Below are 25,225 nucleotides of genomic sequence, written 5' to 3'. Positions count from 1 at the left end.
GGCGAAAGCGCGGGCGCCTCCGGCGGGAGTTTTCTTGGCAAAATGAAGAACGGCGGCGGTCATGGGGCGGCGGCGGCCTGCCAATCGGGGCGACGGTCCTGTATCTTGTCGATGATCTCTTGCGGGACCGTGCTGGTCTGGGCGGTATAGGTGCCGAAGACTTCGAGCGTCATGGTATCGCGCGCGGCGTGGAACCATTTGCCACAGCCATAGACATGCCGCCAGCGTTCAAAATGCACGCCCTTGGGATTTTCCCGCATGAACAGGTATTTTTCGAAGTCGCTGTCAGAGGACCCCGGACCAAAACGTTTCAGATGCGCCTCGCCGCCCGCGTGGAATTCGGTTTCCTCGGCGGTGATGCCGCAGTTGGGGCATGTCAGGGTCAGCATGGGGCGCGCCTTTCTAAGGTCGGTTGAAACGCAAAAAGGCCAGCCCCCGTGCGAGGGCCAGCCTTGATCATATTGGATAGAGCGGAAAGCGGCTTAGTTGCCGGTTGCTTCCTCGGCCGCGCCTTCAACGGCATCGGCAGCACCATCGGCCGCGCCTTCGACGTTGACGTTGATGTCGCCAGAGTCGTCCATCGGGTTGCCACCGGCGAAGAAGTAAAAGCCGAAGCCAAGGACCAGAACGACGAGAACGCCGATGACGATCCCCGATCCGGTGCCGCTGGTTTTGTTGACGGTGGTGTGTGGCGCTTGGTTGTTGTCAGGCGTAGCCATGGTAATGGTCCTTCATAAACTTGATATGAAGTGCAAACCCCGTTCACAGGCAAAAAGTTCCACAGCCCCATTGGGCGGGCAGGTTTCCGCGCGCCGATCAATGCGCCACCCCGGCGGCTACGGATTCGTCGATGAACCGCCCTTCCTGGAACCGGTTCAGGCCGAAGGCATCCGTCAGCGGCGACCGTCCCTTGGCCATCAGTTCGGCCATGGCCCAGCCCGAGCCGGGGATCGCCTTGAACCCGCCGGTGCCCCAGCCACAGTTTACGAACACGCCCTCGACCGGCGTTTTGGACAGGATCGGAGAGCGGTCCCCCGTCACATCCACAATGCCGCCCCATTGGCGCAACATCTTGAGACGGGACACCATCGGAAAGGTCTCGACCAGGGCGCGGACCGTTTCCTCGATATGATGGAAAGAGCCGCGTTGGGTGTAGTTGTTATAGCCATCCGTCCCGCCGCCGATCACCATCTCGCCCTTGTCGGACTGGCTCATGTAGCCATGCACCGTATTGGCCATGACCACGACATCCATGCAGGGTTTGATCGGCTCTGACACCAGCGCTTGCAGGGCGACGGATTCGATCGGGAGACGGAAGCCCGCCATATCAGCCAGATGACCAGAATGGCCAGCGACCACCATGCCCAGCTTGTCACAGTCGATATCGCCACGGTTGGTCGACACGCCCGTCACCTTGCCGTTTTCCTGACGGATGCCGGTGACCTCGCATTTCTGGATCACGTCCATGCCCATATCGGAACAGGCCCGCGCATAGCCCCAGGCCACCGCGTCATGGCGTGCCGTGCCGCCACGGCGCTGCCAGAGCCCGCCCAGAACCGGGTAACGTGGCCCGTCGATATTGATGATCGGCACCAGTTCCTTGACCTTTTCGGGCCCGATGAATTCGGTCTGCACCCCCTGCAGCGCGTTGGCATGGGCCGTGCGCTGATAGCCGCGCACCTCGTGATGGGTCTGCGCCAGCATGATCACGCCGCGCGGGCTGAACATGACGTTATAGTTCAGATCCTGGCTCATCGTCTCGTAAAGCGAGCGCGCCTTTTCATAGATCGCGGCGGAGGGGTCTTGCAGGTAGTTGGACCGGATGATCGTGGTGTTGCGGCCCGTGTTGCCGCCCCCAAGCCAGCCTTTTTCCAGAATGGCGACATTGGTGATGCCGAAGTTTTTACCCAGGTAGTAGGCCGTCGCCAGACCATGCCCCCCGGCCCCGACGATGATCACGTCATAGCGTTTCTTCGGCTGCGCATCGCGCCAGGCCCGCTGCCAGCCGGTATGATGGCGCAGGGATTCGCGGGCGACGGCAAAGGCTGAGTATTTCTTCATGAAAGCGGTCTCCGGCAAAGATTCGTACGCCGTGGCGTAGGCTTGGCTTCTTTCTGGGTCTTCGGGCGAAAAAGAGGATACCCGGCGCGGCATTCCTTAACAGTTTTACGACATCCGCCGCAATCTGGCAAAACCCAAGCCGCCGCCGCGACAAGGTGCAGCAATATGGCCTCTTTTGTCAGGTCGCCGCAGCGGTTAGGTGTGCAGCACCTATAATTACTGGACCGCATCTTTATGAGTTTCTGGATCATCGCCGCCGCCGGTGCCGCCCTTGTGACCGTGTTGCTGGCGCGTGCCCTGACCCGTGGGGCCAGCGCGCCAGCCGAGACCGGTGCCGCCCATGATGTGCAGGTCTATCGCGACCAGCTGGCCGAGGTTGAACGCGATGTCGCGCGCGGGGTGTTGCCCGAAGCCGACGCCATCCGCGTGCGCACCGAAATCTCGCGCCGTATTCTGGCCGCGGATGCTGCCGGACAAAATACTCCCGCCGCAAGTGGCACGCCGTCGCCTATCGTCATCGTGGTGATCGCGCTGGTCTTGCTGGGCGGGAGCCTTGGGCTCTACTGGCAGTTGGGTGCGCCGGGCTATGGGGATCTGGCATTGCAGGACCGTATCGCGCGGGCCGAAGACATGCGCCGGAACCGACCCGATCAGGCCACCGCCGAGGCAGAGCTGCCCGCCGCCGATTTGCCGCCCGAGCTCAGCCCCGAATATGAAGCGCTGCTGACCCGCCTGCGCGAAACGGTTGCCGCGCGGCCCGATGATGTGCAGGGCCATGTCCTGCTGGCCCAGAACGAGGCGCGCGTTGGCAACTATGCCGCCGCCGCCGCCGCGCAGGGCAAGGTGGTGCGCCTCAAGGGGGCGGATGCCTCGATTGACGATGTGTCGGGCTATGCGGAGCTGCTGGTGATGGCGGCAGGGGGCTATGTCTCGCCCGAAGCCGAGGCGGTGTTGCGCGCGGTGCTGACCCGTGATGTCGAAAACGGCACGGCGCGGTATTATTGGGGGCTGATGCTGGTGCAAACCGGGCGCCCTGATCTGGCGTTCCGCATGTGGGACGGGTTGCTGCGCCGCGGCCCCGAAGATGCCCCGTGGATCGCGCCAATCCTGGCGCAGATCACCCCAATCGCCACGATGGCCGGTGTGGACTATACCGTGCCCGAAATTGGTAGCGGCGCGCTGCGCGGCCCCTCGGCCGGAGATATCGACGCGGCGCAGGATATGACCCCTGCCGAACGGATGGAGATGATCGGCGGCATGGTCGAAAGCCTGTCGTCGCGGCTTGCCAGCCAGGGCGGGCCGGTCGAGGATTGGGCGCGGTTGATCACGTCGCTTGGCGTGCTGGGGGAAACGGCACGGGCGCGGGCGATTTTCGAGAATGCGGTAGAGGTCTTTGCCGATGACCCCGCCGCGATGGATGATATTCAACGCGCGGGCGAACGCGCCGGGGTGACCGAATGATCTATGACGACATATCAGATTTCGCCGCCGCCCTGCCCCCGATGCAGGCGTTGATCGGGCTGGACCTTGGGGAAAAGACCATCGGCGTTGCGGTCAGCGACAGTTTTCTGTCCATCGCCACCCCGCTGGAAACGGTGCGCCGCAAGAAATTCGGGGTTGATGCCGCCCGCCTGTCAGAGATCATTGCCGCCCGCGGGATCGGCGGGGTGGTGCTGGGCCTGCCGCGCAATATGGACGGATCGGAAGGCGCGCGCTGCCAGTCGACACGGGCCTTTGCGCGGAACTTTGACCGGCTGGGAGATATTCCCATCGGGTTCTGGGATGAACGGCTGAGCACGGTCGCCGCGGAACGTGCGCTGCTGGAGGCCGATACATCGCGTCGCCGCCGCGCCGAGGTGATCGACCACGTGGCTGCGGGCTATATTCTGCAAGGGGTGCTGGACCGTTTGCGTGTGATCAAGGCACAGGGCGCGTCGGATTGAGGCCCCATAAGCGCGACAGCGCGAGGATAAAGCGATGAGTGACGAGATCTGGAAGCGGAACGAAGTCGAAAGCCCCTGCGTGAAACTTTGCGTGGTGCATCCCGAAACGCGCCTGTGCACAGGCTGTTACCGATCCATTGACGAGATCGGCGCGTGGTCGCGTATGACCCCCGAAGAGCGCCGCAGCATCATGGCAGAGCTACCATCGCGAGCGGGTGCGTTGACGAAGCGGCGGGGGGGCCGTTCTGCGCGGCTCAAGCGTGACAGCACCGGCTGATCTGGGGAACCGGCTTAACGTTGATGAGGATTCAGCGGGCCACGCGGTACAGAAAATCAAGCATTTCGCTGCTGGTCTGGGCCCCTTCGTGATCTTGCGGGGCGTAATTGTCATTCGCCGCTGGCACCACGGGGGTCGCCCCAAAATGCTGCGCCACGGTCACGCATTGCCATGTTGCTGCTGCGGGCACGAAGCGAAGGATATTGGTCTGCGGGTCTTGCGCTGTATCTGTCATGTTCATCTCTGCCATCTCTCGGGTCGTTCAATTTGTGCGCCGGTCGATTCGATTCTCGGTCGCCTGTCGGTAGTTTGGCTCCGACAGTGTGATATAAGTGTTAAGATATGGCAGTATTTGGGCAAAATCAGGGTAATAAACGTATCAAGCCCGGCACATTCCGGCCCAATGCCGCGGATTTAGGCAAACAACGGGCGCGTGATATCGGCCCCCTGCCCCTTGCCATGCCCGCCCCGCTATAGCATTGACCCTCCCGAACCCCCATATTTCCAGCTCGATAGACGATAAGGCTTAGACCATCATGGGACATAGATCCGATCTCACCCGCGCCGCACGGCTTTCGGTCGCCCCGATGATGACCTGTGGGTGTTCCTCGCAGTTCGCCGCACGGCAGACTTCATCAATGAAGCCATCGAAAAGGCTTACTTTGAATTCGTGGACAAACCGTTTTCGGCAGCGAACGTCAAATTGATGATCGAGTCAGGCAATGCCGCCATGCGGACCTTCGTTGCTGAAGGTGCAATCATCGGGGGCCGTGTCTGGCTAGACCAAGACCTGAACGAACCGATTGCCCTGGCTTCCGGTCGCATCACGCTGTCGCTTGATTTCGAACCGCCTGCACCGATGGAAGACATCCGCTTCATCGCGCACCGCAACATCGAATACTATCTGGATTTGACCAAAGCGGCGCTTCAGGCCGCAGCCTAAGTCCAGTCAATCCGCGAACCCATGATGCAGATGCACCACCAGTGCATCTGCACTGATGCCATCAGATAAATGGCCCATTCAGGAGATATGATATGAAATCGACCCCGGCATTCCTGCTTCGCGATTGTGCGATGTGGCTGAACGAAGACGTGAAGGTTGGCCAAGCGTCAGAAATGACCATTCCCCCCTTCAAGGTGAAGACCGACAAAATCCGCAACGCAGGCATGGTGATGGAGCGTGAAATTCGCCAAGGCTATGAGCGCGAAAACGCCAAGTTCAAAATGACCGCTTTGGACCCGGCAACCGTCGCTGCCATCAACGGCATGCAGGGTACCACCGACACGCTTATGATTACAGGCGCGCTGGTGGATGAAGATGGCACGGTTTCGAACGCGACCTGCTATCTGCGCGGCTTTCTGAAAGAAGCTGATTTTGGCAGCTGGAAAGCTGGCGACAAAGCGGAAACTGACTACACGTTCGTGTGGGAATATCTGAAGCTGGAAATTGGCGGTTCTGAAATGATCGAAGCGGATGACTTCAATGTTTCTGTGGGTGGTCAGTCGCAGACTTCTGACATCCGTTCAGCCCTGATGCTGAACTAAGGGGCTGCGCAGATGGATTTACCAATTGAAGTGAAGCTGACGCGGCCCGTCGTGGTCAATGAGCAGACCTATGACAAGCTTGCGTTCGATGAGCCTGACCTTGACGCCCAAATCGCTTATGCGGAACTGGAAGCGTCCTTTCCGAAACCGAAGATGGTAAAGCAGTCAGATGGTTCTGAACTGGCCGTGCATTCGCCTATCACGGCCGCGAAGGTGAACCGCTTCTGGCTGGCCCGTCTGTCGGGTGTCTCTGAGGCCGTGGTTGGCAAAATCAAGGACTCGGACCTTGAAGCCGTCAACGCTGCAGCTGAAGCCATCTTAGGGTTCAAGGAAGGCAAAGGTGAAGGTGCTGGTTCGGGAAACGAACCCCCGGCAAAGTAGCAGAAGACCTGCGCTTTGCCGCCGGATTTGTGGCATCAGTGTTTTCGACACCATTGCCGCAGGTCTTGTCGATGAAGATGTCAGATTTCAACAGTTGGCATGAAACTGCACAGAAGGTGTGGGATTCAACGCGGCTGAAATTTGAATAGCTTCAGTCGTCCGCCAGTGACTGCTGAAAAGCATTCAGCGTGCCCCGGTCGTTTGCACGGTCGGGGCCGCTTTGATGGGTGAAGGACCGGTATAGGATAAACAGTAGCAGCGCGAATGCGCCTGCGCCCCATACCCCTCCTGCATAGACGCCCAATACAACCGTCGCGGCGATGGCGACAGCTATCATCACAATAGCAAAAAACATCGAAAAAATATCCATGCCATAAATATAGGCATATTACCCTACAACTTCAAGGTGTGTAGCGACATGGCAGACAAGCGGATCAAAACGGAACTGGTCATCAAGGCAATTGACCAATACTCGTCTGAAATTCGTAACATGACAGGGGTCACTGGCCGTTTTGCGTCCAAGGTCCGGTCGGAAATGGGTCGCATGCAGGACATGCGTGGCCCGCTTCGATTGATCGAAGACTTTCGTCGTCAGCAAGCGGTGGTTCGCAAGTCTGCTGATGCGTTGGATGGGGCGAATGAAAAGACGCGCCAGCTTTTGGCGACAATTCGCGCGACCGAGAACCCAACAGCCGCAATGCGCCGTGAATTTGATCGCGCGCGTACAGCGGCTGGTCGACTTGAAGAGAAGCATCGCCGCAATCGCGCAGAACTGCGCGGCCTTCAGGGGCAAATGCAATCTGCAGGCGTCAATACGTCTGACCTTGCTGGTGAGCAACGCCGTCTAGCCGGTGCATTGGATGCCACTAATGGCAAGTTCGCACGTCAGGCTGAACGGATGCAGCGCCTGAAGGTAATGCAGGACCGTATTGCTGAAGGCCGCGAAAGAATGCAGCGGTCGCTTGCTACTGCTGCGAACCTTAGCTTTGTCGGCAATGCTTCAATGCAGACCGGGCGGCGCATGCTGACTGGCATGTCTGCGCCAATTATGCAGGCGGTCGAATTCGAAAGCGCCATGTCAGATGTCCGCAAGGTTGTGGATTTTGAAAGCCCGGCGGCATTCCGTGCGATGTCTGAAGACATCATGGAAATGTCCACGCGGATTCCGATTGCAGCAACTGGTCTGGCGGAAATCGTTGCCGCTGGTGGTCAGTCCGGGGTGGCGCAGGAGGAATTGGCACGCTTTGCGGAAATGGCCGCAAAAATTGGTGTGGCGTTTGATATTTCTGCTGGTCAATCGGGCGATGCGATGGCCAGCATTAAGACCGCCATGGCATTGGACTTGGACCAAACTGGTTCTTTGTTCGACGCGATGAACCACCTGTCGAACAATTCGGCAGCGCGTGCTGACCAGACGCTGGAATTTTTGAACCGTGCTGGTGCTGATGGTTCTAATTTCGGCTTTGACAGCACGGAAACGCTGGCCATTGGTGCTTCGATGATTGCTGCTGGAGCGGGCGCTGACACTGCCGCAACATCGTTCCGGAACATGGGGCGGGCGCTTGTCCGCGGTGAAAGTGCAACTGACCGGCAAAGCGCGGCGATGCAGCGTTTGGGTCTTGGCTCTGAAGCTGTAGCACGCGCCATGCAGAAAGACGCTGTTGGCACCACTATGGATGTCATGCGTCGGTTGAATGAACTACCTGACCACGTGCGTGCATCAGTCATGTCAGACCTGTTCGGTGATGAAGCCCGCGAACTTACTAAGCTGATGAACAACATGCAGCTGATGCCGGAAATGTTGGCGCTGGTCGCTGAGGAAACGCAATATCTTGGCAGCGCTGAAGCGGAATATGCTGAACGTTCGCGCACCACTGCAAACAATATGCAGCTCTTGCGCAACCAAACCACCCGCTTGGGCACTAGCATCGGTGAAGTGGTTTTGCCGCCTTTGAACGATTTGCTGTCGAAATCTCAGGTTATCCTCGACAATATGGTGGATTGGACGAAGGAAAACCCAAAGCTGACCAAGACGCTGGTGATGGGCGGAGTTGCGCTTGGTGCCATGGCAGTCGCGGGTGGCTTTGTGCTGACGGCCCTTGCTGGCCTAGCAGGAACTATGGCGGTTCTGCGTTTTGGTCTGGTGGGCTTGGGCGCGCGCGCCATATTTGCGGGGGGTGGTCTTGCTAGTTTAGCGGGCCGCTTTGGTGCGCTGCGTCGTCTGCCGCGTTTTGCGCTGTCCTCCCTACTGACCCCTGTCCGCTGGGGTGCGAGTCTGATCGGGCGCATTCCGTGGGTGCGTCTCGCAGGGCATTTCGCCATCAACCGTTTGCTATTCCCATTCCAGTGGACATCGCGGTTTATCCCGAAGATTCCATGGTCAAGGCTAGCTGGACGCTTGGCGCTTTCATCGCTGATTGTACCGCTGCGGTGGACCGCCGCCCTTCTGCCAAGCTTTGTGCCTGCGCTGGCACGTTTCACTGGCTTTCGCCGCAATGCGTCTGCCGAAGTCACACGCCTGACCACCCATGTCGGGCGGCAATCCGCCATTATGCAACGCAGCCTGTCGCGCATTAGGTGGGGTGCCTTTTCCGCTGGGGCGATGACCTTCCTTGCGATGCGTAATGTCCCTGAAAATCCCGAAGGCCTAAGGGAATTTCAGGAAGGAAACGTTCGGTCAATAGATAAAGCATTTCGAAGCACGCCCGGAATCAGCCATCTAATTGCGGGTTATGAGCGCACGTTTGAATGGGTGCATGGAAAGTCGCCGCCAGTCTCCCCGGAGTTGCTACCTAATGATCCGGGCATCCGGGCTACTGCAGATACCGTTCATCAGTTCAAAGGTGAAATCAATCTACCGACTCCCGAGCGCATAGCGCATCTGCGTGAAGAGGCGGCAGCGTATCGCTCGGAAGTTGAGGCGGCGCAGGCTGCGCTTGATGCCAATCCGGAATTCAATAGCGGCATCATCAATCCGCTTCGTGTGCAGGCGCAGAGTGGACTGGATGCAGCTGAAGCTGACCTTCGACGCGCTGAAGATCGGTTGGATAGTGCTGAAGCAGCGGCAGCGCAGCTGACAGGTGCGCTGCAGGTCTTGGATGGAACTGAAGCAACACCTGAAATCAATGCCGCGTCAATTGATCGTGCTTTGGAAAAGGTTGCGCGCTTGTCTGCGCAGCTGCGGGCGATGCCGGGCGCAAGTGCCGGTTCTGGTTCAACTGCAAAGCCTGCTGGTGCGCGGGCATTCGGTGGTTCGGTGCGTGCTGGTTTGCCCTATCGCGTAAACGAGCATACGCCAAAATCCGAATGGTTCGTGCCTTCTGTATCTGGTGGCATTTTGAATGTGGGTCAGGCGAAGTCTGCGTTCATGTCCCATTTTGGTACTGGTCAAGATTCAGGCGTGTCGCGAGGTGCGCAGCGTGTTCGGTCTGCTGGGCTTGCCAGTTTGGCTGCAGTGTCTGTCGGGGTTGCGACACAGGCGGCTGCAGCACCCGCTCAGGAATTACGTTCGGCATCGTCAGCGCAGGATGTCCGCCTAGAGATCAACGGTGGAATTCACATCGTTGCGCCAACTGGCGTGTCTGACCCTGAAGGGTTGGTGGATCTTATTGAAACCCGTTTGGGTGAGCGCATCGCTGCCACGTTTGCGGCCAGCTTTTCTGATTAAAAGGGGCACTTGATGTCTGGACCAGTCACCATGGCTTTAGGGCCATTTTTGTTCCGTGCGCATGGCTTTGGGTACACAGATGTTAGTCGCAAGCTGGACACAACATGGGCTGAAATTGAAACTGCGGGGCGTATGAACGCCCTGCAGTGGACTGGCCCGCGTTCTGAAATTGTCACAATAAACGGCGTTCTACTTCCAGCAGAATGGGGTGGGGAAAGCACGTTGGGCGGTGTTCGTTTGGCCGCAAAGAACGGGCTTCCGCTGATGCTTGCCAATCGTTCGGGTCAGATTTTTGGGATGCAGGCCATCCAAGGGGTCGAAGACGACAAGGCGTTTATGAACCGTTTAGGGCAAGCCGGTCGCATTTCTTATTCAATCAAGGTCAGGCAGATCGGCTCTGGCTTTTCGCTGCTTTCACTGTTGGGGATTATTTGATGCCGGCTGTTCATGTCACATCTGAAAATGACGCCTTGGATTTGATCTGCGCGCGCCACTACGGTCGCCAAGCTGGTGCAGTTGAACAGGTTCTGGAAGCCAACCCTGACATCGCGGGCGTTGCACATCGTTTGCCTGTCGGGCTGGCCATTGTGCTGCCTGACATCGCCACCAATGGCCAAGGTCAGCAAACAGTGAGGCTTTGGGACTGATGACGCATCCACGGGTTCTGGTGGACATTGATGGTGTCCCTGTGTCCGGATTGTTTTTTGAACGTCTGGTCAGTCTTAGCATCACAGACCGCGAAGGCATCCGGTCCGACACTTTGGAAATGACTTTCAACGACGCTGCCCCACATTTTGCCAGTCCAAGGCGCGGTGCGGTCGCGACCGTGACCATTTTGGCTGGCTCTGGTGGTGGATTTGCTGGCGCCTATATCATCGACCGTGTTGATCATAGCTGCCTGCCTTACACGATCACAGTTGGGGGGCATTCGGCTGACCTTCGTTCTGACATGAAGACAAGCAAATCGCGGCATTGGGATGACACATCAGTCAAGGATATTGTCACGGAAATCGCTGGTGAGTACGGGCTTGACCCAAAAATATCAGATGCGGTTTCGGGTCACGTCTATCCTTGGATTGGCCAGCAAGATGAATCGGACCTTAACTTTTTGGAGCGTGTCGCCAAGCGCCATGGGGCCTTATTCACGATAAAAAACGGTGCGCTTCTTTGGTTGAAGCGGGGTGCGGGTGAAACCGCTGACGGCACATCTGTCGCGGCAACGGTCATCATCCCCACATCAATCGTCGAAGGCAGTTGCCGCGTTTCAGAAAACGATGTGGACCGGTTTGGCAAGGTTAAGGCGTTTTATCAGGACCGTGGCAGCGCAAAGCGGCAGGAGGTCACGGTTGATGGTGACGTGGAAGCTGATGGTGAACACGTAATCCGTGAACCCTTTGGTTCCAAGGTTGAAGCACAGGCGGCTGCTGAAGCTTATGCGCGCGAAATGTTGCGCGGGTTAATCAAGACATCATGCGCAATCGTCGGGCGTCCCGGATTGATGGCAGGTCAGCCAGTCACGTATCTCGGCGTCCGTCCGGGCGTTGATGGTCGCGAATTCATTACTGAAATGGTGAAGCACTCGTACACAAAATCAGGCGGTCTGCGGACGGCATTTGAAGGGAAGCTGAAGGCGAATGACTGAAGAAGTAAAACTGACCGAACTTCAGAAGTGGCGACGCGATATGCCTTCAGCATTCAGGAAATCGTTTATCGGTGTATTCGTGGGTGGGGTGACGGCAGGAATTGTCGCTTATTCCACCGACGTCTGGTCAGGCATTATGGCTTGGTCTGAATACCCCGAAAAGGCGCTACTTCAGAGGGAAGAAGACCGCCAGCTGATGCTGGATAATGCACGCGCCATTGCGCAGAATACCGAAGCGATACGGCGCTTGACTATTCCAACAGATATTTTCGAGATCAGTGACCGTTCAGGGCCAATCGACGGTTTCTGCATTGATGGTGTCCCGTGCGAGATGAACATTCGCGTCAGGCGGAAGGTCGCGGCTTTAGCCTGTCAGATAGTGCCGGGCACCGTGGACTACTACTACCGCAATCCTAGAGACAATGAGGTCCATGACGTAATCACATTCGCGGGCGCGGCTAAGGATGTCGGCACATCCTACATCAACCTTCCGTTCAAATTTTCAACACCGCGTCGGCTGCGGCCCGGTGCGGAACTTTGCGTTCGCCCAAGCTATGTCAGCTGCCCCGGTATGAGCGCCAAGGATGACCCAATTGACCCTGAAGAAGAGTGCTTCGAGGTGCCAATTCTTTCCCAAATGGAGGCTGATACGAATGAATGAAATTCAAAATTCGCTGAATAAGCGTTTCAGGTATGCCAGCGATGAAGGGGATAGTTGGCGCATCTTGGCTGCTGAAGGTCCGGTTTCCGGCGACTGTGAAGACTATTCGCTGACGCTGGTCTGGCTGTGGGAGCGGCAATCATTGCTGCGCTTCTGGTGGGCGCTGGTGACCTTCAAGTATCTGTTCTGGCACTGCCGTTCGCCGAGTGGTGGTGGACACCTTGTGGTCTGGTGCCGTGGTAACGGCTGGACTGACAACATACAGCGCAAGCTGGTCGAAAAACTGCCAAATGGTTACCGCCTGCGGTTCCCATACCTGTTCCCGTTGGTTGCGCTGAAGTTCCTTCTGCGTCCATTGCTACGCCTGCTTTAATACCAGCGCAGATCCACATCAATTCAACCTGACCGGCCCGTCTTTTTTTAGGCGGGCTTTTTCTATGGAGAATGGACATGACTATGACCATCAAAGAACGGCAAAAGTTGCTGAAGCGTTACGGGTTTTACCATGGCCGCATCGACGGCATTGACGGCCCCAAAACATCGGCTGCAACTATCGCTTTCAAACAGTCCAGGGGTTTGCGGGCGCGCGATTATGTTGGACCTGTGACCATCATGGCGCTGCGTAAGGCAATTCGACCAGTCGCTGCAAATATCGCGTCGGATGGCGCGCGCTACCCTATGCCGGTTTGGCTGCGTTTGGCGTACAGTCACCTAGGGCTTCGCGAAATTGTAGGGCGGCATCACAACGCTGAAATTTTGGGGTGGTGGGAACGTCTTTCGCTACCGTTCAAGGATGATGAAACGCCATGGTGCGCGGGGTTCGGGAACGCGATGGTGCAGGCTGCTGGTCTGCCTATCGTGAGCAAGAACCGTGCGGCCGCATTGGGTTGGCGCTGGAATGGGTATGGCACCCGCCTTGATGGTCCCGCCCTTGGGGCCGTCATGTCGATGGAGCGACCCGGCAGGCCCGGCAGTGGTCACATGACATTTGTCGCAGGTCGTGACCGCCATGGAAACATCATGGGTCTTGGTGGAAACCAAGGGAACATGGTTTCAATCAATCCCTACAGCCCGACCGCACGCAACGCACAATACCACTGGCCGGAAGGATCACCGACACCTGCAGAAACTGGGCTCAGTTCCCTGCCGGTTATCACTTCGAGTGGTGCCAAGCTGACCAACGAGGCATGACATGCTGAAGCTTTTCGGAAAGTTTGTCATCGGCGGTCAGTCGGGTAAGCGTGAACAGGCGTGGGCGGTTTTCTTGTTGTGGTCCATCGCTTTTGGGTGGTCCGCTGCAAAAGAGGCAGCTGGCAGTTCTCTTGAGGGAACACAGGCTATCCTAACGCTTGCGCTGCCCTTGGTCATTGGCAACCTTACCGTTGCCCATGGCATGGAGTGGGTCAGTCGCCAAACCGGATGGGGTGGCAGGGAATGATTTCAATTGCATTGAAGTTCGGATGGCGGCTGCTGACCAGCCGTGTTGGCCTTGCCGTCATCTTATGTGCCGGTGTGTGGGCTTGGCATGTCGCGGATAAATCGCAGGCCGTAAAAAGCGCGCGTGATGGCTATGTGCTGCAGGTCGAACTGGCTGCTGCAGAAGCTGAACTGGCGGAAATGAGGCGGCGCGCAGCTGTGGCAGATAATGCAAACCGCGTCTTGCAGGAAAAGGTGCAGGCATCCGAAGGGGAGGCCCTTCGATTTGCCGCAGAACTGGAGGCTTTCGAAAATGAAACTGACATCAATGCTGAAGGCGTTGTCGATGGTGATCTTCTGCGCCGCCTGCGATCAAACTGAAGCGCGGCTGGATACTGTAGGTGCAGATCGAGGCGCGCGCGCCGCTGAACGAACCCTGCCAGCTTTACCTGAAGATTGTCGCGCCCTGTCGCGGGCTGGTGTCCAGAAGGGTGACCGGTTGGATGTGGCCTTGCTGAAGATTGACCGTGCTTTGACCCGTCAGAATATGCGTACAACGCGCTGCGCTGAATGGTTTGACCAGTTGCGTGCCGGGTTCCAGTCTTCACCCCCTGACGGCGCGCTGTGACTGTCACGCTGGCCTTCTACAAGGGGCGCGGCAATACTGCCTTCCAGCGGTTTCAGAATGGATTAATTCGAAGCGTGACCGGCGGCATCTACTCGCATGTTGAGTTGATTTCTGGGGCGGCTTTGCCGGGGCATTGTTCGATGTGTCTTTCAGCGTCCGGTCGTGACGGCGGGGTGCGGCAGAAGCGCATTCTTCTGACTGCAGAAAGCTGGGATTTAGTGCTTTTGCCGATGGATGCTGAAGCACCTTGTCAATTCATCAGGGACCACTTGGGTGCGCGCTATGATTACGCTGGCTTGATGCTGTCACAGGTGCTGGCGTTTGGTCGCCACAACCCTGACCAATGGTTCTGTTCGGAGATTTGCGCAGCCGCTTTGGGGCTTCCCAATCCGCAGCGTGTGTCACCACAGTTCCTGTTTGATGTTGTGACTTGGGGCAATCGGAAGGTGCCCGCGCTTGGGTCAGACTGCGTGCGATCGACGTGAAGTAATGCTATTTTGAAGGGGCGGTTCGGACCATTGGTGTGGTCCTGACCGCCCCTTTTTTATGAAAAATTCTTGCCTAGCTGTAGTCCGTGTGCGTGCCGCGCAACTATTTATATCGCTTTGAGGGCTTCGTTTAGCGCGTCTTTGGCTAATTCGCGGACTTCCTCTTCCGTGACCGCTGCTTCAGCGGCTAGATTTAGAAAGACAGATCCCTTCTTGTCTTCAAGCGTGATGTGGACTTCTGCTTTTGTTCCGACGACTGGGACGGATAGCTTTGTGATTTCAGCTGGCATGAGTTTCCCTTAAGATTGAGTTGGTCAGAGCAACACTGACCAGAGATTGCATACACCCTGATGCAGCATGGTAAAAGATCACTTTTTTGTCCATTTCGTCCTCACGCAGTTAACGGTTGGGGGTGATGATCAGACATTTTGGCTGTGGTATATGATGAAACTGAGCGCCTCTCCCATCACTGACCTGCTTGCAAACAACGGTCGAAGGCTTATCTATTTTTCAACAATGATGGTGTAGTATTGGAACTCCCATGCATGGACAGCTGTTGACAATATGTGCTTAGCTGACGCAAAGACGCCACAAACGCGCTATAGAAGCTGCGCAACCCCTATCCAGATAGGGATTCAGCGGGAAAACTGCTGAGAATCAACCGAAGTTCGGACGATAGAAGCCGGGTCGGATTTAACGGAGATGTACAGATGAACAGAACACCAGCCAAAAAAGCCGGCGGGAAATGGGCTGAGAACGCTTTCCCCCCCGAGGCAGCGATGAATTTCGACGAATTTTCTGCCGACAGCGTTCGGAAAATGAAGGCTGATATTGAGAGCAAGCTCGGCGAAGAAGGTTGGGAAGTGGTTGACGGCTTAAAGTTCCCTTACGATGAAGTCGCCTGATTGGATTAAAGTACCCCCGCAAGCTTACTCAATTGTTACTGGGTACTTCCCCGAAACAAAACCAAAGGACGGCAGCCCAGACTGCCGTCCTTTGCTCGTAACGCAAGTTTTACAGGCAAAATCCGGTGCAATAGGCGTTCGCGTTTGCTATGGAACGACTAAGGTTAAATTTCCTCAGAAGGCAAACGTTGATCTTATTGTTCAGAACTCGTCTGATTTAGACGCTTGCGGCTTGTTACGACCCACACGCTTTGTCGTAGATCCATCTCAGCAGACTATCCTCGCTTGGAACGATGTATTTTTCGCCCCTTGGGGTGGATGCAGGCATCCTAGACGGGGTGTACTGCCACTTGACCTACAAAAAGATTATGCTTGGTTAATGGCTCAACACCTTTGAACGCATTGCCAGTTCAACAGCGTTATTTTTTCCAGTAATAGACGAAGATTTTTAGCCAGCATCTTATCGCAAACCCCCTGCTCTACTCGATTTCCAAAAAAAGATTGTAAGCTGTACTGTTTCAAAGCAACTGTGCATTTAGATGCTTATTCCATTTGGGGGTTTTGATGAGCCAAGATTCAGACATGTACGTTCAAATGTTCAAGCATATGAACGAAAAGGTCATTGATACCGCGAACTTGTTTTTGAGAAGCGCAATCTTGATCAATGGGGGCGCAGCTGTGGCAGTGCTCGGCTTTGTAGCCTCTATAGCCAAAGCAGAAATGAATTATTCAGTCGCAATCGTTGGCGTAGCTGATGCGATCGCTTATTTTGCCTTTGGTGCCGCGTTGGGGGTAGTCGGTATCGCATTGGCGTACTTCACAAACTACGCCGCTGCAGCAACTTTTAATGCAAGGGACACCGCTAGTGAACCTCGCTTAGCAATAGCAAAGCGGATTATCCATGTTGTTGCACTAGGGGTGGCCGTTTCCACTATCGGTCTGTTCGTCATAGGTGTTTTGACTGTAAAAGCAGCTATCACAGATGGAATAGTATAAATCAGAATGACTGATATTGCGTCGCACAGGTTATTAGTGTCCCCCTGCTCTTTCGGCAAAAAATAAGCGAGTAATTTACCGTGATCATATTGATTGGAGGGCTTAAGAAGTGCTGTTAGTATTGCGTGTATTTGGTTACTTTGGGCTCAGCATATCAGCCGCTAGCATCGCCCTTAAACTATTCGCAGATGATACCACTGCGATTCAATATACTGGTGGAAGCAGAAACCTTGATACTGACATAGCAGTCACGGCATTCAGCATTATTTTCTTGGCTTTGGCAGCTATCCTTTCTGAGCTACGCAAAGTTAAAAATGAAGGAACTCAGCAATGAAAGTCAAAGAGACTGTGCAGAATTTTGTGCGTGACGCGTTTTCTTACGCCATCGGGAAGCGGTCTTCGAACATGATGGCAAGCTGAGATCTGACAGCGTGCCATTCGCGGACCGAACGCTTCCACTCGGTCGATGTAGCATTGAGCGCCAGATAGATCAATTTCGCCGCAGCGTCGTCGCTTGGGAAATGACCTCGGGTTCTGACGGCACGGCGAATTTTCGAGTTCAAGGCCTCAATGGAATTCGTGGTGTAGATCAGCCTGCGGACCTCGGGCGGGTAATCGAGGAACGGGATGACCTCGTTCCAGGCCCGGCGCCAGCTCGGCGCGATCGCCGGATACTGCCTTGCCAGATCGCTGTCCTCGAACTCAGCCAGAGCCAGTTCTGCCGCCTCGACGTCCACGGCCGTGTAGATCGCCTTGAGGGCGGCGGCGACGGCCTTGCGGTCCTTGTAGCTGGCGAAGTTCATGGAATGGCGCAGCAGATGGACGATGCAGGTCTGGATCCGAGTCTGGGGGAATGCGGCCTCAATGGCCTGGGGAAAGCCCTTCAGCCCGTCCACGACGGTGATGAGGATGTCCTGGACGCCCCTGTTGCGCAGGTCGCTGAGCACTTTGGCCCAGAACTTCGCGCCCTCATTGGCCTGAAACCACAGGCCCAGAACGTCCCGCGTGCCATCCGGCAGCACCGCGAGGGCCACGAAGACCGCCTTGTTCGAGACCGCCCCGTCGCTGCGGATATTGACCCGGATCGCGTCCATGAAGACGATCGGATAGCAGGGATCCAGCGGGCGGTTCTGCCAGGCGGTGACCTCCTCCATGACCGCGTCGGTGATCGCGGAAATCAGGCTGGGCGAGGCCTCGACGCCGTAGATTTCCTCGATATGCCCCTGGATCTCTCGGGTCGTCATTCCCCGGGCATACATGCTGACAATCTTGCGGTCGAATTCAGGAAAGCGCCGCTGATACTTCGCGATCAGCATCGGATCGAAGGTGCCGTTCCGGTCGCGGGGAATGTCCAGAACCACCTTGCCGCTGTCCATGGTCACGGTCTTCTGGCTGCTGCCATTGCGCCGATTGGGCGGCTGGTTCTGGCCCTCAGACGCATCATCTGCGCGCTCTTCATCGAGATGGACATCCATCTCTGTGCTCAGCGCGCGTTCCGCCAGCGCCTTGGTCAGCTCCGCCAGGATGCCGTTCTTGCCAAACAGGTCACCGGGTGAACGCCCTTCCATCAGACGGTCTAGCAAGTCTTTGTCGATGCTCATACGTGGGTCTCCTCTGTGAGCAGTTACCACGTCAGCGCACAAAATTCAGGATAGTCCCAAGTCAAAGAATTTCTGGTTATCGAATATGCGCCATCACTTTTGGACAATGAAGTGTTCGCACCTGTTCGGATGGATGGAGCATACTCAGACTACTCCAACGCACAAGATATCGCAGAGATTTGGGCCTCAGAAACAAGCACGCCAGGCCATCGGATAGTCGTTGCCGAGGTGGTAAAAGAAGTGAAAAGTGATCGGGCAACTAAATCTGGTTGATCTAAACTTCTCAGTTACTTGTCGTTAACCTTTGCAGCCACTTCCAATCTTCATATTTGTCGCCTGTCTGTTTGATGTGGGTGTATCGCTGCAGTGAAGACCAAGAGCGATGCCCGGACACGGCGGCAACCTGCGGAATCGTTTCACCGGTTTCGAACAAGCGCGTAACCCCTTCATGCCGAAGGTCGTGGAAGCGCAGGTCTTCAATTTCCAGAACTTTGCATGCCCGCGTGAACGCGGCGCTGATGGTGTCGCTGTGATATGGGAACACCAGTGGCTTCTTCCTTGGCATCGCCATCGCTATGTTTATGGCGGGGGCCGGTAGGTCGTACCACACGTCATTGCCCACTTTGTCACCGGGGTGCTTCATATCCTTGATGAACACCCTGTTGTGCGTCTGGTCCAAACCTTTCCAAGCCACCCTTGTGATTTCTTCCTGACGGCGCGTTGAAAACAGCGCGAACCCGACCACGCGATGCATGGGCAGTGAATTGGGGCGGCGACGGTGCTTGTCTTCGAACATGGTCAGCAGCGCATCCAGTTCATCCAACGTAGGGCGACGGTCACGCCTCTTCGCTTTGCCAGTTATCCCAAGGCGATTGCAGACCACGAACGCATCTTTCATCGCCTGCTGGTCTAATGGGATGCCCCATGCTGGTCTGGCCACGGCAAAGATTGCCCCAAGGTGGGACAAGTAGTTTCCAACGGTGGCCGGTGTTCGTGTCGCGCCAAGTTCTTTGGCGAACTGAACGATGTCGTGGCTTTGTATGTCGTTGCAGTTCATCGACGCTATGTCATATTCACGGATTGACCGCAGAACCTGTGCTTTGGTGCGGCCAATCTCTTTGACGCTTTCGGTGATGTAGCGGTCAATCGCTGTGCTTAGTGTTCGGCCTTTGCTATTGATGGCGGTCAAGTCTGCACCAGCAGCAGTGATTTCTTTCATCCGCTTTTTGAACCATGCTGAAGCAGATGAATGCTTGTCAAAAGTTCGGGATTCGCGATGCGCCCATTTGCCATTCCGTCTGATGTTGATTTGTGCAACATACGCGGTGGAACCGTCCTTGCGTTTACGCTCTATAATCTGGGGCATATCTGAACAACATTTTTGGTCAATCTGAACAACATGCATTGTTCAGATAGCAAAAAACGGGCAAAAACAAGCTAAAATGCGCAACAATGCGCAAAGCGAAACGGAACTTGATTTGACGAATAGTATATTAAAATCAGATATTTGCAGGTCATCAAGGCTATCCGTGGCACCCATGATGGACTGGACCGACCGGCATTGTCGCTACATGCACCGGCTGTTTTCCAAGCAGACGTTGCTTTATACCGAAATGGTCACCTCGCCTGCCTTGGTGCGCGGCGGCGCTTTGCATTTGCTGGATCATGATACCTCGGAGCATCCCGTGGCCTTGCAGCTTGGCGGGTCTGACCCGGACGAGCTGGCAGAGGCGGCGCGGATCGGGGCACAGGCGGGGTATGACGAGATCAACCTGAACGTCGGCTGCCCGTCGGATCGCGTGCAATCGGGCTGTTTTGGCGCGGTGCTGATGGAGCAACCGGCGCTGGTGGCGAAATCCGTCGCGGCGATGCGGCGCGCGGTGGATGTGGACGTGACCGTCAAATGCCGGATCGGCGTGGATGACCAGAACCCCGCCGAGGTGCTGCCCGAGTTTCTGGCGCAGATCGTCGGCGCGGGTTGTGAACGGGTGACAATCCACGCGCGCAAGGCGTGGCTGCAAGGGCTCAGCCCCAAGGAAAACCGCGACATTCCCCCCTTGGACTACGAGCTGGTGCACCGGATGAAGGGGCTGTTCCCGAACCTGCATATCTCGATCAACGGGGGCATCACCTCGCTTGATCAGGCAGAGGCGTTTCTGGACGCCGGTTTGGATGGCGTGATGATCGGGCGCAGCGCCTATCATAACCCGACCGATATTCTGGCGCAGGCGGATCGCCGCATTTACGGCACCGGCGCAGACACCACGCCCGAGGATGTCGTGGCGCAGATGCTGCCCTATATCGACGCGCATATCGACGGCGGCGGCAAGCTGAACCAGATCACCCGCCATATGATGGGGCTCTTTGCCGGTCGCACCGGTGCACGGGTCTGGCGGCGCACCCTGTCCGAGCAAGCCTCCCGCCCCGGTGCCGACCGTCAGGTGCTGCTAGAGGCGCTGGACGCGATGCAAACACTGGCCGAGGCGCAAGAAGCGGTATAGCAACAGGGGCAACCGCACGACATTCAGGATCGCCCCCCATGCAAGACCCCACCCTCTTTCTGCAGATTGTCCTTATGATCATGGCCATCGGTGCCTTTGCCGGTGTGCTGGCGGGGCTGCTTGGTGTCGGTGGCGGTATCGTCTTGGTGCCTGCGTTCTTCTATGCGTTCCAAGCGCTTGGCTATGACAGCCCGCAGCTGATGCAGATGTGTCTGGCGACCTCGTTGGCGACGATCATCGTGACCTCGCTGCGGTCGGTGCACAGCCACAATAAAAAGGGTGCGGTCGATTGGGCGATCCTCAAGACATGGGCACCGGGGATCGTGATTGGGGCCATCATCGGGATGCTGGTGGTGGCACAGCTGCGCACGAGCGTCTTGCAGGGCATCTTTGGAGGGCTGGCGCTGGTCGTCGGACTATACATGGCCTTTGGGCGGGCGCATTGGCGCTTGGGACAGGCGATGCCCCGTGGGGCCGCGCGCGCGGCGTTGTCACCCTCGGTCGGGTTTCTATCGGTACTGATGGGGATCGGCGGGGGCAGCTTTGGCGTGCCGCTGATGAGCCTGTTCAACGTACCGATCCACCGTGCCGTGGCAACGGCTGCGGGGTTTGGCGTGCTGATCGCCGTGCCCTCTGTCATCGGGTTCCTGCTGGTGGATGCCGCGCCCAACAGCCCGCCGCTGACGGTGGGGGCGGTGAACCTGCCCACCTTTGCCATTGTCATCGCCATGACGCTCATCACCGCGCCGCTGGGGGTTAGACTGGCCCATGCGATGGACCCCAAACCGTTGAAACGGGTGTTCGCGGTCTTCCTGATCCTCGTGGCGCTGAACATGCTGCGCAAATCGCTGGGGCTGTAACCCGCCACGATAAGCGTCAGGCGCGCAGGATGGCGATCAGCTCGTCCTGCGTCAGCGCGAAGGGCGTGCCCTTCATCGAGGATGCACCGGCGGACAAGCGTGCCACCTCTGCGTGATCCTCGGGGTTCAGCCCCATCTCGGTCAATGTCCGCAGCCCCATCTGACGGGACCAATCGCGCAGGGCGGTGATCCCTGCCCCGTCTTGAACGTCGAATGTCGCATCGATCAGCTCAAGCACCCACATCAGGCGCGTGTGGATCAGCGTGCCTGCCTCTGCCTTGTCCAAGTGAGACGCCAGCACCGCGGGCAGAAGCGCGCCGCAAATCTCTCCGTGGGGGGCACCGGTCTGGCCGCCGATCACACCCGCAAAACCATGCACCGCCCCCAGCCCCGCATTCGCCAAGGCCAAGCCGCCGCAGGTGCTGACCCAAGCCATATCGTCCCACGCTTCCGCTGCGTCTTGTTCAACCACGGCACGCAGGGCGGCCAGGCCCTTGGGGATCGCCGCCTGACACAGCGCATCCGTCATCGGCGTCGCTTTGATGGACAGATAAGGTTCGATCACCTGCGTGACCGCATCCAGCCCCGCCGCAAGGGTGACGCGGCGCGGTGCGCCCTGCATCAGCCCGGCATCCACGATGGCGATATCGGGGATCATCCGCGCGTCGCGCAGGCTGACCTTGACCCCGTGTTCCGGCACGGCAATCACCGCGTTCTTGGTCACCTCTGCCCCCGTGCCCGCCGTGGTCGGCAGCGCGATCATAGGCAAGGGTACGCGGTCGAGCGGTTTGCCGCCCCCCACCCCTTCGAGGTAGTCCAGCGGTGCCCCCGCACAGGGGATCAGCGCCGCGAGCGCCTTGGCAAAGTCGATCACCGATCCGCCGCCAAGTGCGACAACCACATCCGGCCGATCTGCGGACACACCGGCGAGTGCGGCCTCCAACGCAGGCAGGCTCGGCTCGGACCCGCAGCTTTGTGTGGTGACCGACAGACCCGCCGCGCGGCAATCCTCGACCAACCAAGCCGCCCGCGCTGCATTGGAGCCGTGTACGATCAGCACATGCGTCCCAAAGCCAGCGGCCAGCGTGGCCGTCTGCGCGGCCTGTCCACGTCCGAAATGCAGCGCTTGCGGAGAGAAGAACGAGAACATCGGCTTAGCTGTCAGCGGTGTCTTTGTGGTAGCTATCAAGCACGGCAACCTCGTCGCGCGAGCCAAGGATCACCGGAACGCGCTGGTGCGGTGCCGTGGGGGCGACGTCCATGATCGCGCCCTGCCCCGTCGACGCAGCACCGCCTGCCGCTTCGATCACCATCGCCATCGGGTTCGCCTCGTACATCAGACGCAGCTTGCCGCCGGTCTTCTGGTTGTTGCTGTCAGCGGGGTACAGAAAGACGCCGCCACGCGTGAGGATACGGTGCACATCCGCGACCATGGACGCGGTCCAGCGCATGTTGAACGACCGGCCACGGGGGCCTTCCTTGCCCGCGACGGCCTCGTCCACATAGCGGCTGACGGGGGCATACCAATAGCGTGCGCGCGAGGTGTTGATCGCATATTCCGAGGTCTCGGCGGGCACGGTCATCTTGGGGTGCGTCAGGCTGAATTCGCCCGTGTCGGGATCGCTGCTGAAGCCTGCCACCTCGTCGCCTTTGGTCACCACAAACATGGTCGAGGGGCCGTAGATCGCATAGCCCGCGCAAATCTGGTTGCGGCCGTTGTACAGCACGTTGCGGTCACCATCGGCCTGCACCTGCATGACCGAAAAGATCGACCCCACCGACAGGTTCACATCAAGGTTCGACGACCCGTCCAGCGGATCGAAATACAGCAAGTAGTCGCCCTTTTGCGGCTCTTTCAGCCAAGTGACCTCTTCCACCTCTTCCGATACAAGTGCCGCCACACGCGGGCTGTTGGCACACTCTCGCTCGAACACGTCATTGGCCATGATATCCAGCGTCTTTTGCGCCTCGCCCTGCACGTTGATCTCTCCGGCGGCACCAAGGTTGCCCTCGAAGGCACCACGACGCACGAGACCGGCGATCAGTCGCGACGCCGATGCGATGTCTTCCAGCAGAAACACCAGATCGGGGTCAAAGCTGTTTTGGGTCAGATACCGGCGAAGCGTTGGGGCTGTCATGGGGAGTTCCTTAAAAATTCAGGGTCGCGTCAACGGCCTTTTTCCAGAGCGCATATTTCGCGTCGCGCTGGTCATCGTCCATTTTCGGCGTGAATTGGGTTTCCTGTGTCCACGATTTCGCGAACTGTTCCTGATCAGGATAAACGCCCGCGTGCATCCCCGCAAGCCACGCGACCCCGAGGGCGGTGGTTTCATGCACGGTGGGCCGGTCAACGGGGGCGGCGATGATGTCGGACAGGAATTGCATGGTCCAATCGCTGGCAGACATGCCGCCATCGACGCGCAATGTGGGCTGCACGCCATCGGCTTTCCAGTCGGCGGACATCGCTTCAAGCAGGTCGCGTGTCTGGTAGCCGACGCTTTCCAGCGCCGCGCGGGCCATTTCGGCGGGCCCCGTGCCACGGGTCAGCCCGAAGACCGCGCCGCGACAATCGGGGTTCCAATAGGGCGCACCCAGCCCGACAAAGGCAGGGACAAGCACCACGTTCTGATGCGGGTCCGCCTGTTCGGCCAGCCCTTGCGTCTCGGCCGAATCCTGAATGATCTGCAAACCGTCGCGCAGCCATTGCACCACAGCCCCCGCGACAAAGATCGAACCTTCCAGCGCATAGGTCGGCTTGCCGTCGAATTGATAGGCAATGGTGGTGAGCAGCCGGTTTTCCGACCGCACCGGCGTGTCGCCTGTGTTCATCAGCGCGAAACAGCCCGTGCCGTAGGTGGATTTCAGCATCCCCGGCTCGAAACACGCCTGCCCCACCGTGGCCGCCTGCTGGTCGCCAGCAACCCCGTGGATCGGCACGGCAGCGCCCAGAATATCGGGATCGGTGCTGCCGAAATCATCGGCGCAATTCTTGACCTCTGGCAACATCTCCATCGGGATGTCGAGCAGATCACAGATCGAACGGCTCCACCGGCCTTTGCGGATGTCATACAGCATGGTGCGCGCGGCGTTGGTGGCGTCCGTCGCATGGGACGCCCCACCGGTCAGCTTCCAGATCAAAAAGCAATCGACGGTGCCGAACAGCAGCTCGCCCTTGGCGGCACGGTCGCGCGCGCCTTCGACATTGTCCAGCATCCACGCCAGCTTGGTGCCCGAGAAATACGGGTCCAGCAGCAAGCCGGTGCGGTCGGTGAACATCTCTTCGTGGCCCGCGTCGCGCAGGGTGCGGCACTGGCTGGCGGTGCGGCGGTCCTGCCAGACGATGGCGTTATAGATCGGGCGGCCGGTTTCCTTGTCCCAGACCACAACCGTCTCGCGCTGGTTGGTGATGCCGATGGCGGCGATATCGCCTGCCGTGATCCCTGCCTTGTCGATCGCCCCGCGGCAGGTCGCCTGCGTGGTGCGCCACAGATCATCGGGATCATGTTCAACCCAGCCGGACTGGGGGAAATGCTGGGGAAATTCTTCCTGGGCGCTGGCAATCGACGTCATCGTGTCATCGTAAACGATGGCCCGTGTGGAGGTGGTGCCTTGGTCAATGGCAAGGATATACGTCATGCGCGTCCCTTTGGAAG

The 25,225-nt window shown here is 57.8% G+C and carries 32 protein-coding genes; 21 read left to right on the top strand and 11 right to left on the bottom strand.

From position 1 onward, the window contains the following. Window positions 1-59: 59 nt before the first annotated feature. From AB1495_RS11630 to AB1495_RS11620, 3 genes are all read right to left on the bottom strand, one after another. A complete protein-coding gene (locus AB1495_RS11630) occupies window positions 60-389 on the bottom strand; it encodes a sarcosine oxidase subunit delta (RefSeq protein WP_074635171.1) in 330 nt (109 codons plus the stop codon). A 93-nt stretch (window positions 390-482) separates the two neighbouring features. Continuing rightward, window positions 483-719, bottom strand: coding sequence for a hypothetical protein (locus AB1495_RS11625; protein WP_005852605.1), 237 nt, complete (start codon window positions 717-719; stop codon window positions 483-485). 97 nt (window positions 720-816) lie between these two features. Beyond that, window positions 817-2,061, bottom strand: a complete 1,245-nt coding sequence (locus AB1495_RS11620) for a sarcosine oxidase subunit beta family protein (protein ID WP_074635208.1) — start codon at window positions 2,059-2,061, stop codon at window positions 817-819. Between the two features lie 234 nt (window positions 2,062-2,295). On the opposite strand from AB1495_RS11620, the gene ccmI reads away from it, so the two are divergent. The 3 genes from ccmI to AB1495_RS11605 are packed head-to-tail and all read left to right on the top strand — an operon-like array spanning window position 2,296 to window position 4,281. Further along, entirely contained in the window at window positions 2,296-3,522 is a 1,227-nt protein-coding gene (gene ccmI / locus AB1495_RS11615) for a c-type cytochrome biogenesis protein CcmI (RefSeq protein WP_074635172.1), read from the top strand. After that, window positions 3,519-4,004: a Holliday junction resolvase RuvX gene (ruvX, locus tag AB1495_RS11610; protein ID WP_074635173.1), complete on the top strand. Its 486-nt coding sequence runs from the start codon at window positions 3,519-3,521 to the stop codon at window positions 4,002-4,004. The genes ccmI and ruvX overlap by 4 nt, the downstream gene beginning before the upstream one ends. A 34-nt stretch (window positions 4,005-4,038) precedes the next feature. Then, window positions 4,039-4,281: a DUF1289 domain-containing protein gene (locus AB1495_RS11605; RefSeq protein ID WP_005852599.1), complete on the top strand. Its 243-nt coding sequence runs from the start codon at window positions 4,039-4,041 to the stop codon at window positions 4,279-4,281. 31 nt (window positions 4,282-4,312) lie between these two features. On the opposite strand, the gene AB1495_RS11600 is transcribed toward AB1495_RS11605, so the two are convergent. Further along, on the bottom strand, window positions 4,313-4,516 hold the full coding sequence (locus tag AB1495_RS11600) for a hypothetical protein (RefSeq protein ID WP_235183771.1): 204 nt from the start codon (window positions 4,514-4,516) through the stop codon (window positions 4,313-4,315). Window positions 4,517-4,828: 312 nt separating this feature from the next. Here AB1495_RS11600 and AB1495_RS11595 point away from each other — a divergent pair, with 312 nt between their 5' ends. From AB1495_RS11595 to AB1495_RS11585, 3 genes are all read left to right on the top strand, one after another. Further along, the gene (locus AB1495_RS11595) at window positions 4,829-5,224 is read left to right on the top strand and encodes a phage tail sheath C-terminal domain-containing protein (RefSeq protein WP_083350866.1); all 396 of its coding nucleotides are present in this window, start codon (window positions 4,829-4,831) and stop codon (window positions 5,222-5,224) included. 92 nt (window positions 5,225-5,316) lie between these two features. Next, window positions 5,317-5,826 (top strand): phage major tail tube protein, encoded by a 510-nt coding sequence (locus AB1495_RS11590; RefSeq protein WP_074635174.1) that lies wholly within the window; start codon window positions 5,317-5,319, stop codon window positions 5,824-5,826. A gap of 12 nt (window positions 5,827-5,838) precedes the next feature. Then, a complete protein-coding gene (locus AB1495_RS11585; protein WP_074635175.1) occupies window positions 5,839-6,207 on the top strand; it encodes a hypothetical protein in 369 nt (122 codons plus the stop codon). Between the two features lie 151 nt (window positions 6,208-6,358). Here the strand turns inward: AB1495_RS11585 and AB1495_RS11580 are convergent, their stop codons facing one another. Continuing rightward, window positions 6,359-6,577 carry a hypothetical protein gene (locus AB1495_RS11580; protein WP_074635176.1) on the bottom strand — a complete coding sequence of 73 codons (219 nt, stop codon included), beginning with the start codon at window positions 6,575-6,577 and terminating at the stop codon, window positions 6,359-6,361. 48 nt (window positions 6,578-6,625) lie between these two features. Here AB1495_RS11580 and AB1495_RS11575 point away from each other — a divergent pair, with 48 nt between their 5' ends. From AB1495_RS11575 to AB1495_RS11530, 10 genes are all read left to right on the top strand, one after another. Continuing rightward, window positions 6,626-9,874, top strand: coding sequence for a phage tail tape measure protein (locus tag AB1495_RS11575; RefSeq protein WP_074635177.1), 3,249 nt, complete (start codon window positions 6,626-6,628; stop codon window positions 9,872-9,874). A 12-nt stretch (window positions 9,875-9,886) separates the two neighbouring features. Continuing rightward, a complete protein-coding gene (locus AB1495_RS11570) occupies window positions 9,887-10,309 on the top strand; it encodes a phage tail protein (protein WP_074635178.1) in 423 nt (140 codons plus the stop codon). Beyond that, complete coding sequence (locus AB1495_RS11565) at window positions 10,309-10,521, top strand: tail protein X (protein ID WP_074635179.1); 213 nt, start codon at window positions 10,309-10,311, stop codon at window positions 10,519-10,521. Before AB1495_RS11570 ends, AB1495_RS11565 begins: the two co-directional genes overlap by 1 nt. After that, window positions 10,521-11,516, top strand: a complete 996-nt coding sequence (locus AB1495_RS11560; RefSeq protein WP_074635180.1) for a phage late control D family protein — start codon at window positions 10,521-10,523, stop codon at window positions 11,514-11,516. The genes AB1495_RS11565 and AB1495_RS11560 overlap by 1 nt, the downstream gene beginning before the upstream one ends. Continuing rightward, window positions 11,509-12,177, top strand: coding sequence for a hypothetical protein (locus AB1495_RS11555; RefSeq protein WP_074635181.1), 669 nt, complete (start codon window positions 11,509-11,511; stop codon window positions 12,175-12,177). Before AB1495_RS11560 ends, AB1495_RS11555 begins: the two co-directional genes overlap by 8 nt. Next, window positions 12,170-12,550 carry a hypothetical protein gene (locus AB1495_RS11550; protein ID WP_074635182.1) on the top strand — a complete coding sequence of 127 codons (381 nt, stop codon included), beginning with the start codon at window positions 12,170-12,172 and terminating at the stop codon, window positions 12,548-12,550. Before AB1495_RS11555 ends, AB1495_RS11550 begins: the two co-directional genes overlap by 8 nt. Window positions 12,551-12,627: 77 nt before the next feature. Then, the gene (locus AB1495_RS11545; protein ID WP_159431863.1) at window positions 12,628-13,368 is read left to right on the top strand and encodes a TIGR02594 family protein; all 741 of its coding nucleotides are present in this window, start codon (window positions 12,628-12,630) and stop codon (window positions 13,366-13,368) included. Between the two features lie 207 nt (window positions 13,369-13,575). Beyond that, window positions 13,576-13,974: a hypothetical protein gene (locus tag AB1495_RS11540; protein WP_139283783.1), complete on the top strand. Its 399-nt coding sequence runs from the start codon at window positions 13,576-13,578 to the stop codon at window positions 13,972-13,974. After that, window positions 13,907-14,221 (top strand): hypothetical protein, encoded by a 315-nt coding sequence (locus AB1495_RS11535; RefSeq protein WP_367581965.1) that lies wholly within the window; start codon window positions 13,907-13,909, stop codon window positions 14,219-14,221. Before AB1495_RS11540 ends, AB1495_RS11535 begins: the two co-directional genes overlap by 68 nt. Continuing rightward, window positions 14,218-14,706, top strand: coding sequence for a hypothetical protein (locus AB1495_RS11530; protein ID WP_074635185.1), 489 nt, complete (start codon window positions 14,218-14,220; stop codon window positions 14,704-14,706). Before AB1495_RS11535 ends, AB1495_RS11530 begins: the two co-directional genes overlap by 4 nt. Window positions 14,707-14,816: 110 nt before the next feature. Here AB1495_RS11530 and AB1495_RS11525 read toward each other — a convergent pair whose 3' ends face one another. Beyond that, window positions 14,817-14,999, bottom strand: a complete 183-nt coding sequence (locus AB1495_RS11525) for a hypothetical protein (RefSeq protein ID WP_074635186.1) — start codon at window positions 14,997-14,999, stop codon at window positions 14,817-14,819. 420 nt (window positions 15,000-15,419) lie between these two features. On the opposite strand from AB1495_RS11525, the gene AB1495_RS11520 reads away from it, so the two are divergent. The 3 genes from AB1495_RS11520 (at window position 15,420) to AB1495_RS11510 (ending at window position 16,944) form a co-directional block, all read left to right on the top strand. Beyond that, a complete protein-coding gene (locus tag AB1495_RS11520; RefSeq protein ID WP_074635187.1) occupies window positions 15,420-15,614 on the top strand; it encodes a hypothetical protein in 195 nt (64 codons plus the stop codon). A gap of 564 nt (window positions 15,615-16,178) precedes the next feature. Further along, on the top strand, window positions 16,179-16,610 hold the full coding sequence (locus AB1495_RS11515) for a hypothetical protein (RefSeq protein WP_139283785.1): 432 nt from the start codon (window positions 16,179-16,181) through the stop codon (window positions 16,608-16,610). A 109-nt stretch (window positions 16,611-16,719) separates the two neighbouring features. Beyond that, window positions 16,720-16,944 carry a hypothetical protein gene (locus AB1495_RS11510; RefSeq protein ID WP_139283787.1) on the top strand — a complete coding sequence of 75 codons (225 nt, stop codon included), beginning with the start codon at window positions 16,720-16,722 and terminating at the stop codon, window positions 16,942-16,944. Window positions 16,945-16,987: 43 nt separating this feature from the next. Here the strand turns inward: AB1495_RS11510 and AB1495_RS11505 are convergent, their stop codons facing one another. Both AB1495_RS11505 and AB1495_RS11500 read right to left on the bottom strand, forming a co-directional pair. After that, window positions 16,988-18,211 (bottom strand): IS256 family transposase, encoded by a 1,224-nt coding sequence (locus tag AB1495_RS11505; protein ID WP_197145911.1) that lies wholly within the window; start codon window positions 18,209-18,211, stop codon window positions 16,988-16,990. A 283-nt stretch (window positions 18,212-18,494) separates the two neighbouring features. Beyond that, complete coding sequence (locus AB1495_RS11500) at window positions 18,495-19,577, bottom strand: site-specific integrase (RefSeq protein ID WP_074635693.1); 1,083 nt, start codon at window positions 19,575-19,577, stop codon at window positions 18,495-18,497. A gap of 76 nt (window positions 19,578-19,653) precedes the next feature. Between AB1495_RS11500 and dusA the strand changes: the two genes are divergently transcribed. Both dusA and AB1495_RS11490 read left to right on the top strand, forming a co-directional pair. Beyond that, the gene (gene dusA, locus AB1495_RS11495) at window positions 19,654-20,712 is read left to right on the top strand and encodes a tRNA dihydrouridine(20/20a) synthase DusA (RefSeq protein ID WP_074635691.1); all 1,059 of its coding nucleotides are present in this window, start codon (window positions 19,654-19,656) and stop codon (window positions 20,710-20,712) included. Window positions 20,713-20,750: 38 nt separating this feature from the next. Continuing rightward, a complete protein-coding gene (locus AB1495_RS11490; RefSeq protein ID WP_074635689.1) occupies window positions 20,751-21,572 on the top strand; it encodes a sulfite exporter TauE/SafE family protein in 822 nt (273 codons plus the stop codon). 16 nt (window positions 21,573-21,588) lie between these two features. Here AB1495_RS11490 and AB1495_RS11485 read toward each other — a convergent pair whose 3' ends face one another. Genes AB1495_RS11485 through glpK form a run of 3 tightly spaced genes read right to left on the bottom strand, consistent with a single transcriptional unit; the run spans window position 21,589 to window position 25,208 of the window. Then, entirely contained in the window at window positions 21,589-22,722 is a 1,134-nt protein-coding gene (locus AB1495_RS11485) for an iron-containing alcohol dehydrogenase (RefSeq protein ID WP_074635687.1), read from the bottom strand. Between the two features lie 4 nt (window positions 22,723-22,726). Next, window positions 22,727-23,710 carry a class 1 fructose-bisphosphatase gene (locus AB1495_RS11480; RefSeq protein ID WP_074635685.1) on the bottom strand — a complete coding sequence of 328 codons (984 nt, stop codon included), beginning with the start codon at window positions 23,708-23,710 and terminating at the stop codon, window positions 22,727-22,729. A gap of 10 nt (window positions 23,711-23,720) precedes the next feature. Next, window positions 23,721-25,208, bottom strand: coding sequence for a glycerol kinase GlpK (gene glpK, locus AB1495_RS11475; protein WP_074635684.1), 1,488 nt, complete (start codon window positions 25,206-25,208; stop codon window positions 23,721-23,723). Between the last annotated feature and the right edge of the window lie 17 nt (window positions 25,209-25,225).

This window comes from Sulfitobacter pontiacus, assembly GCF_040790665.1.
GTDB lineage: Bacteria > Pseudomonadota > Alphaproteobacteria > Rhodobacterales > Rhodobacteraceae > Sulfitobacter > Sulfitobacter pontiacus.
Note: the sequence above shows the minus strand (reverse complement) of the source record. Positions and strands in the feature narration are given on the sequence as shown.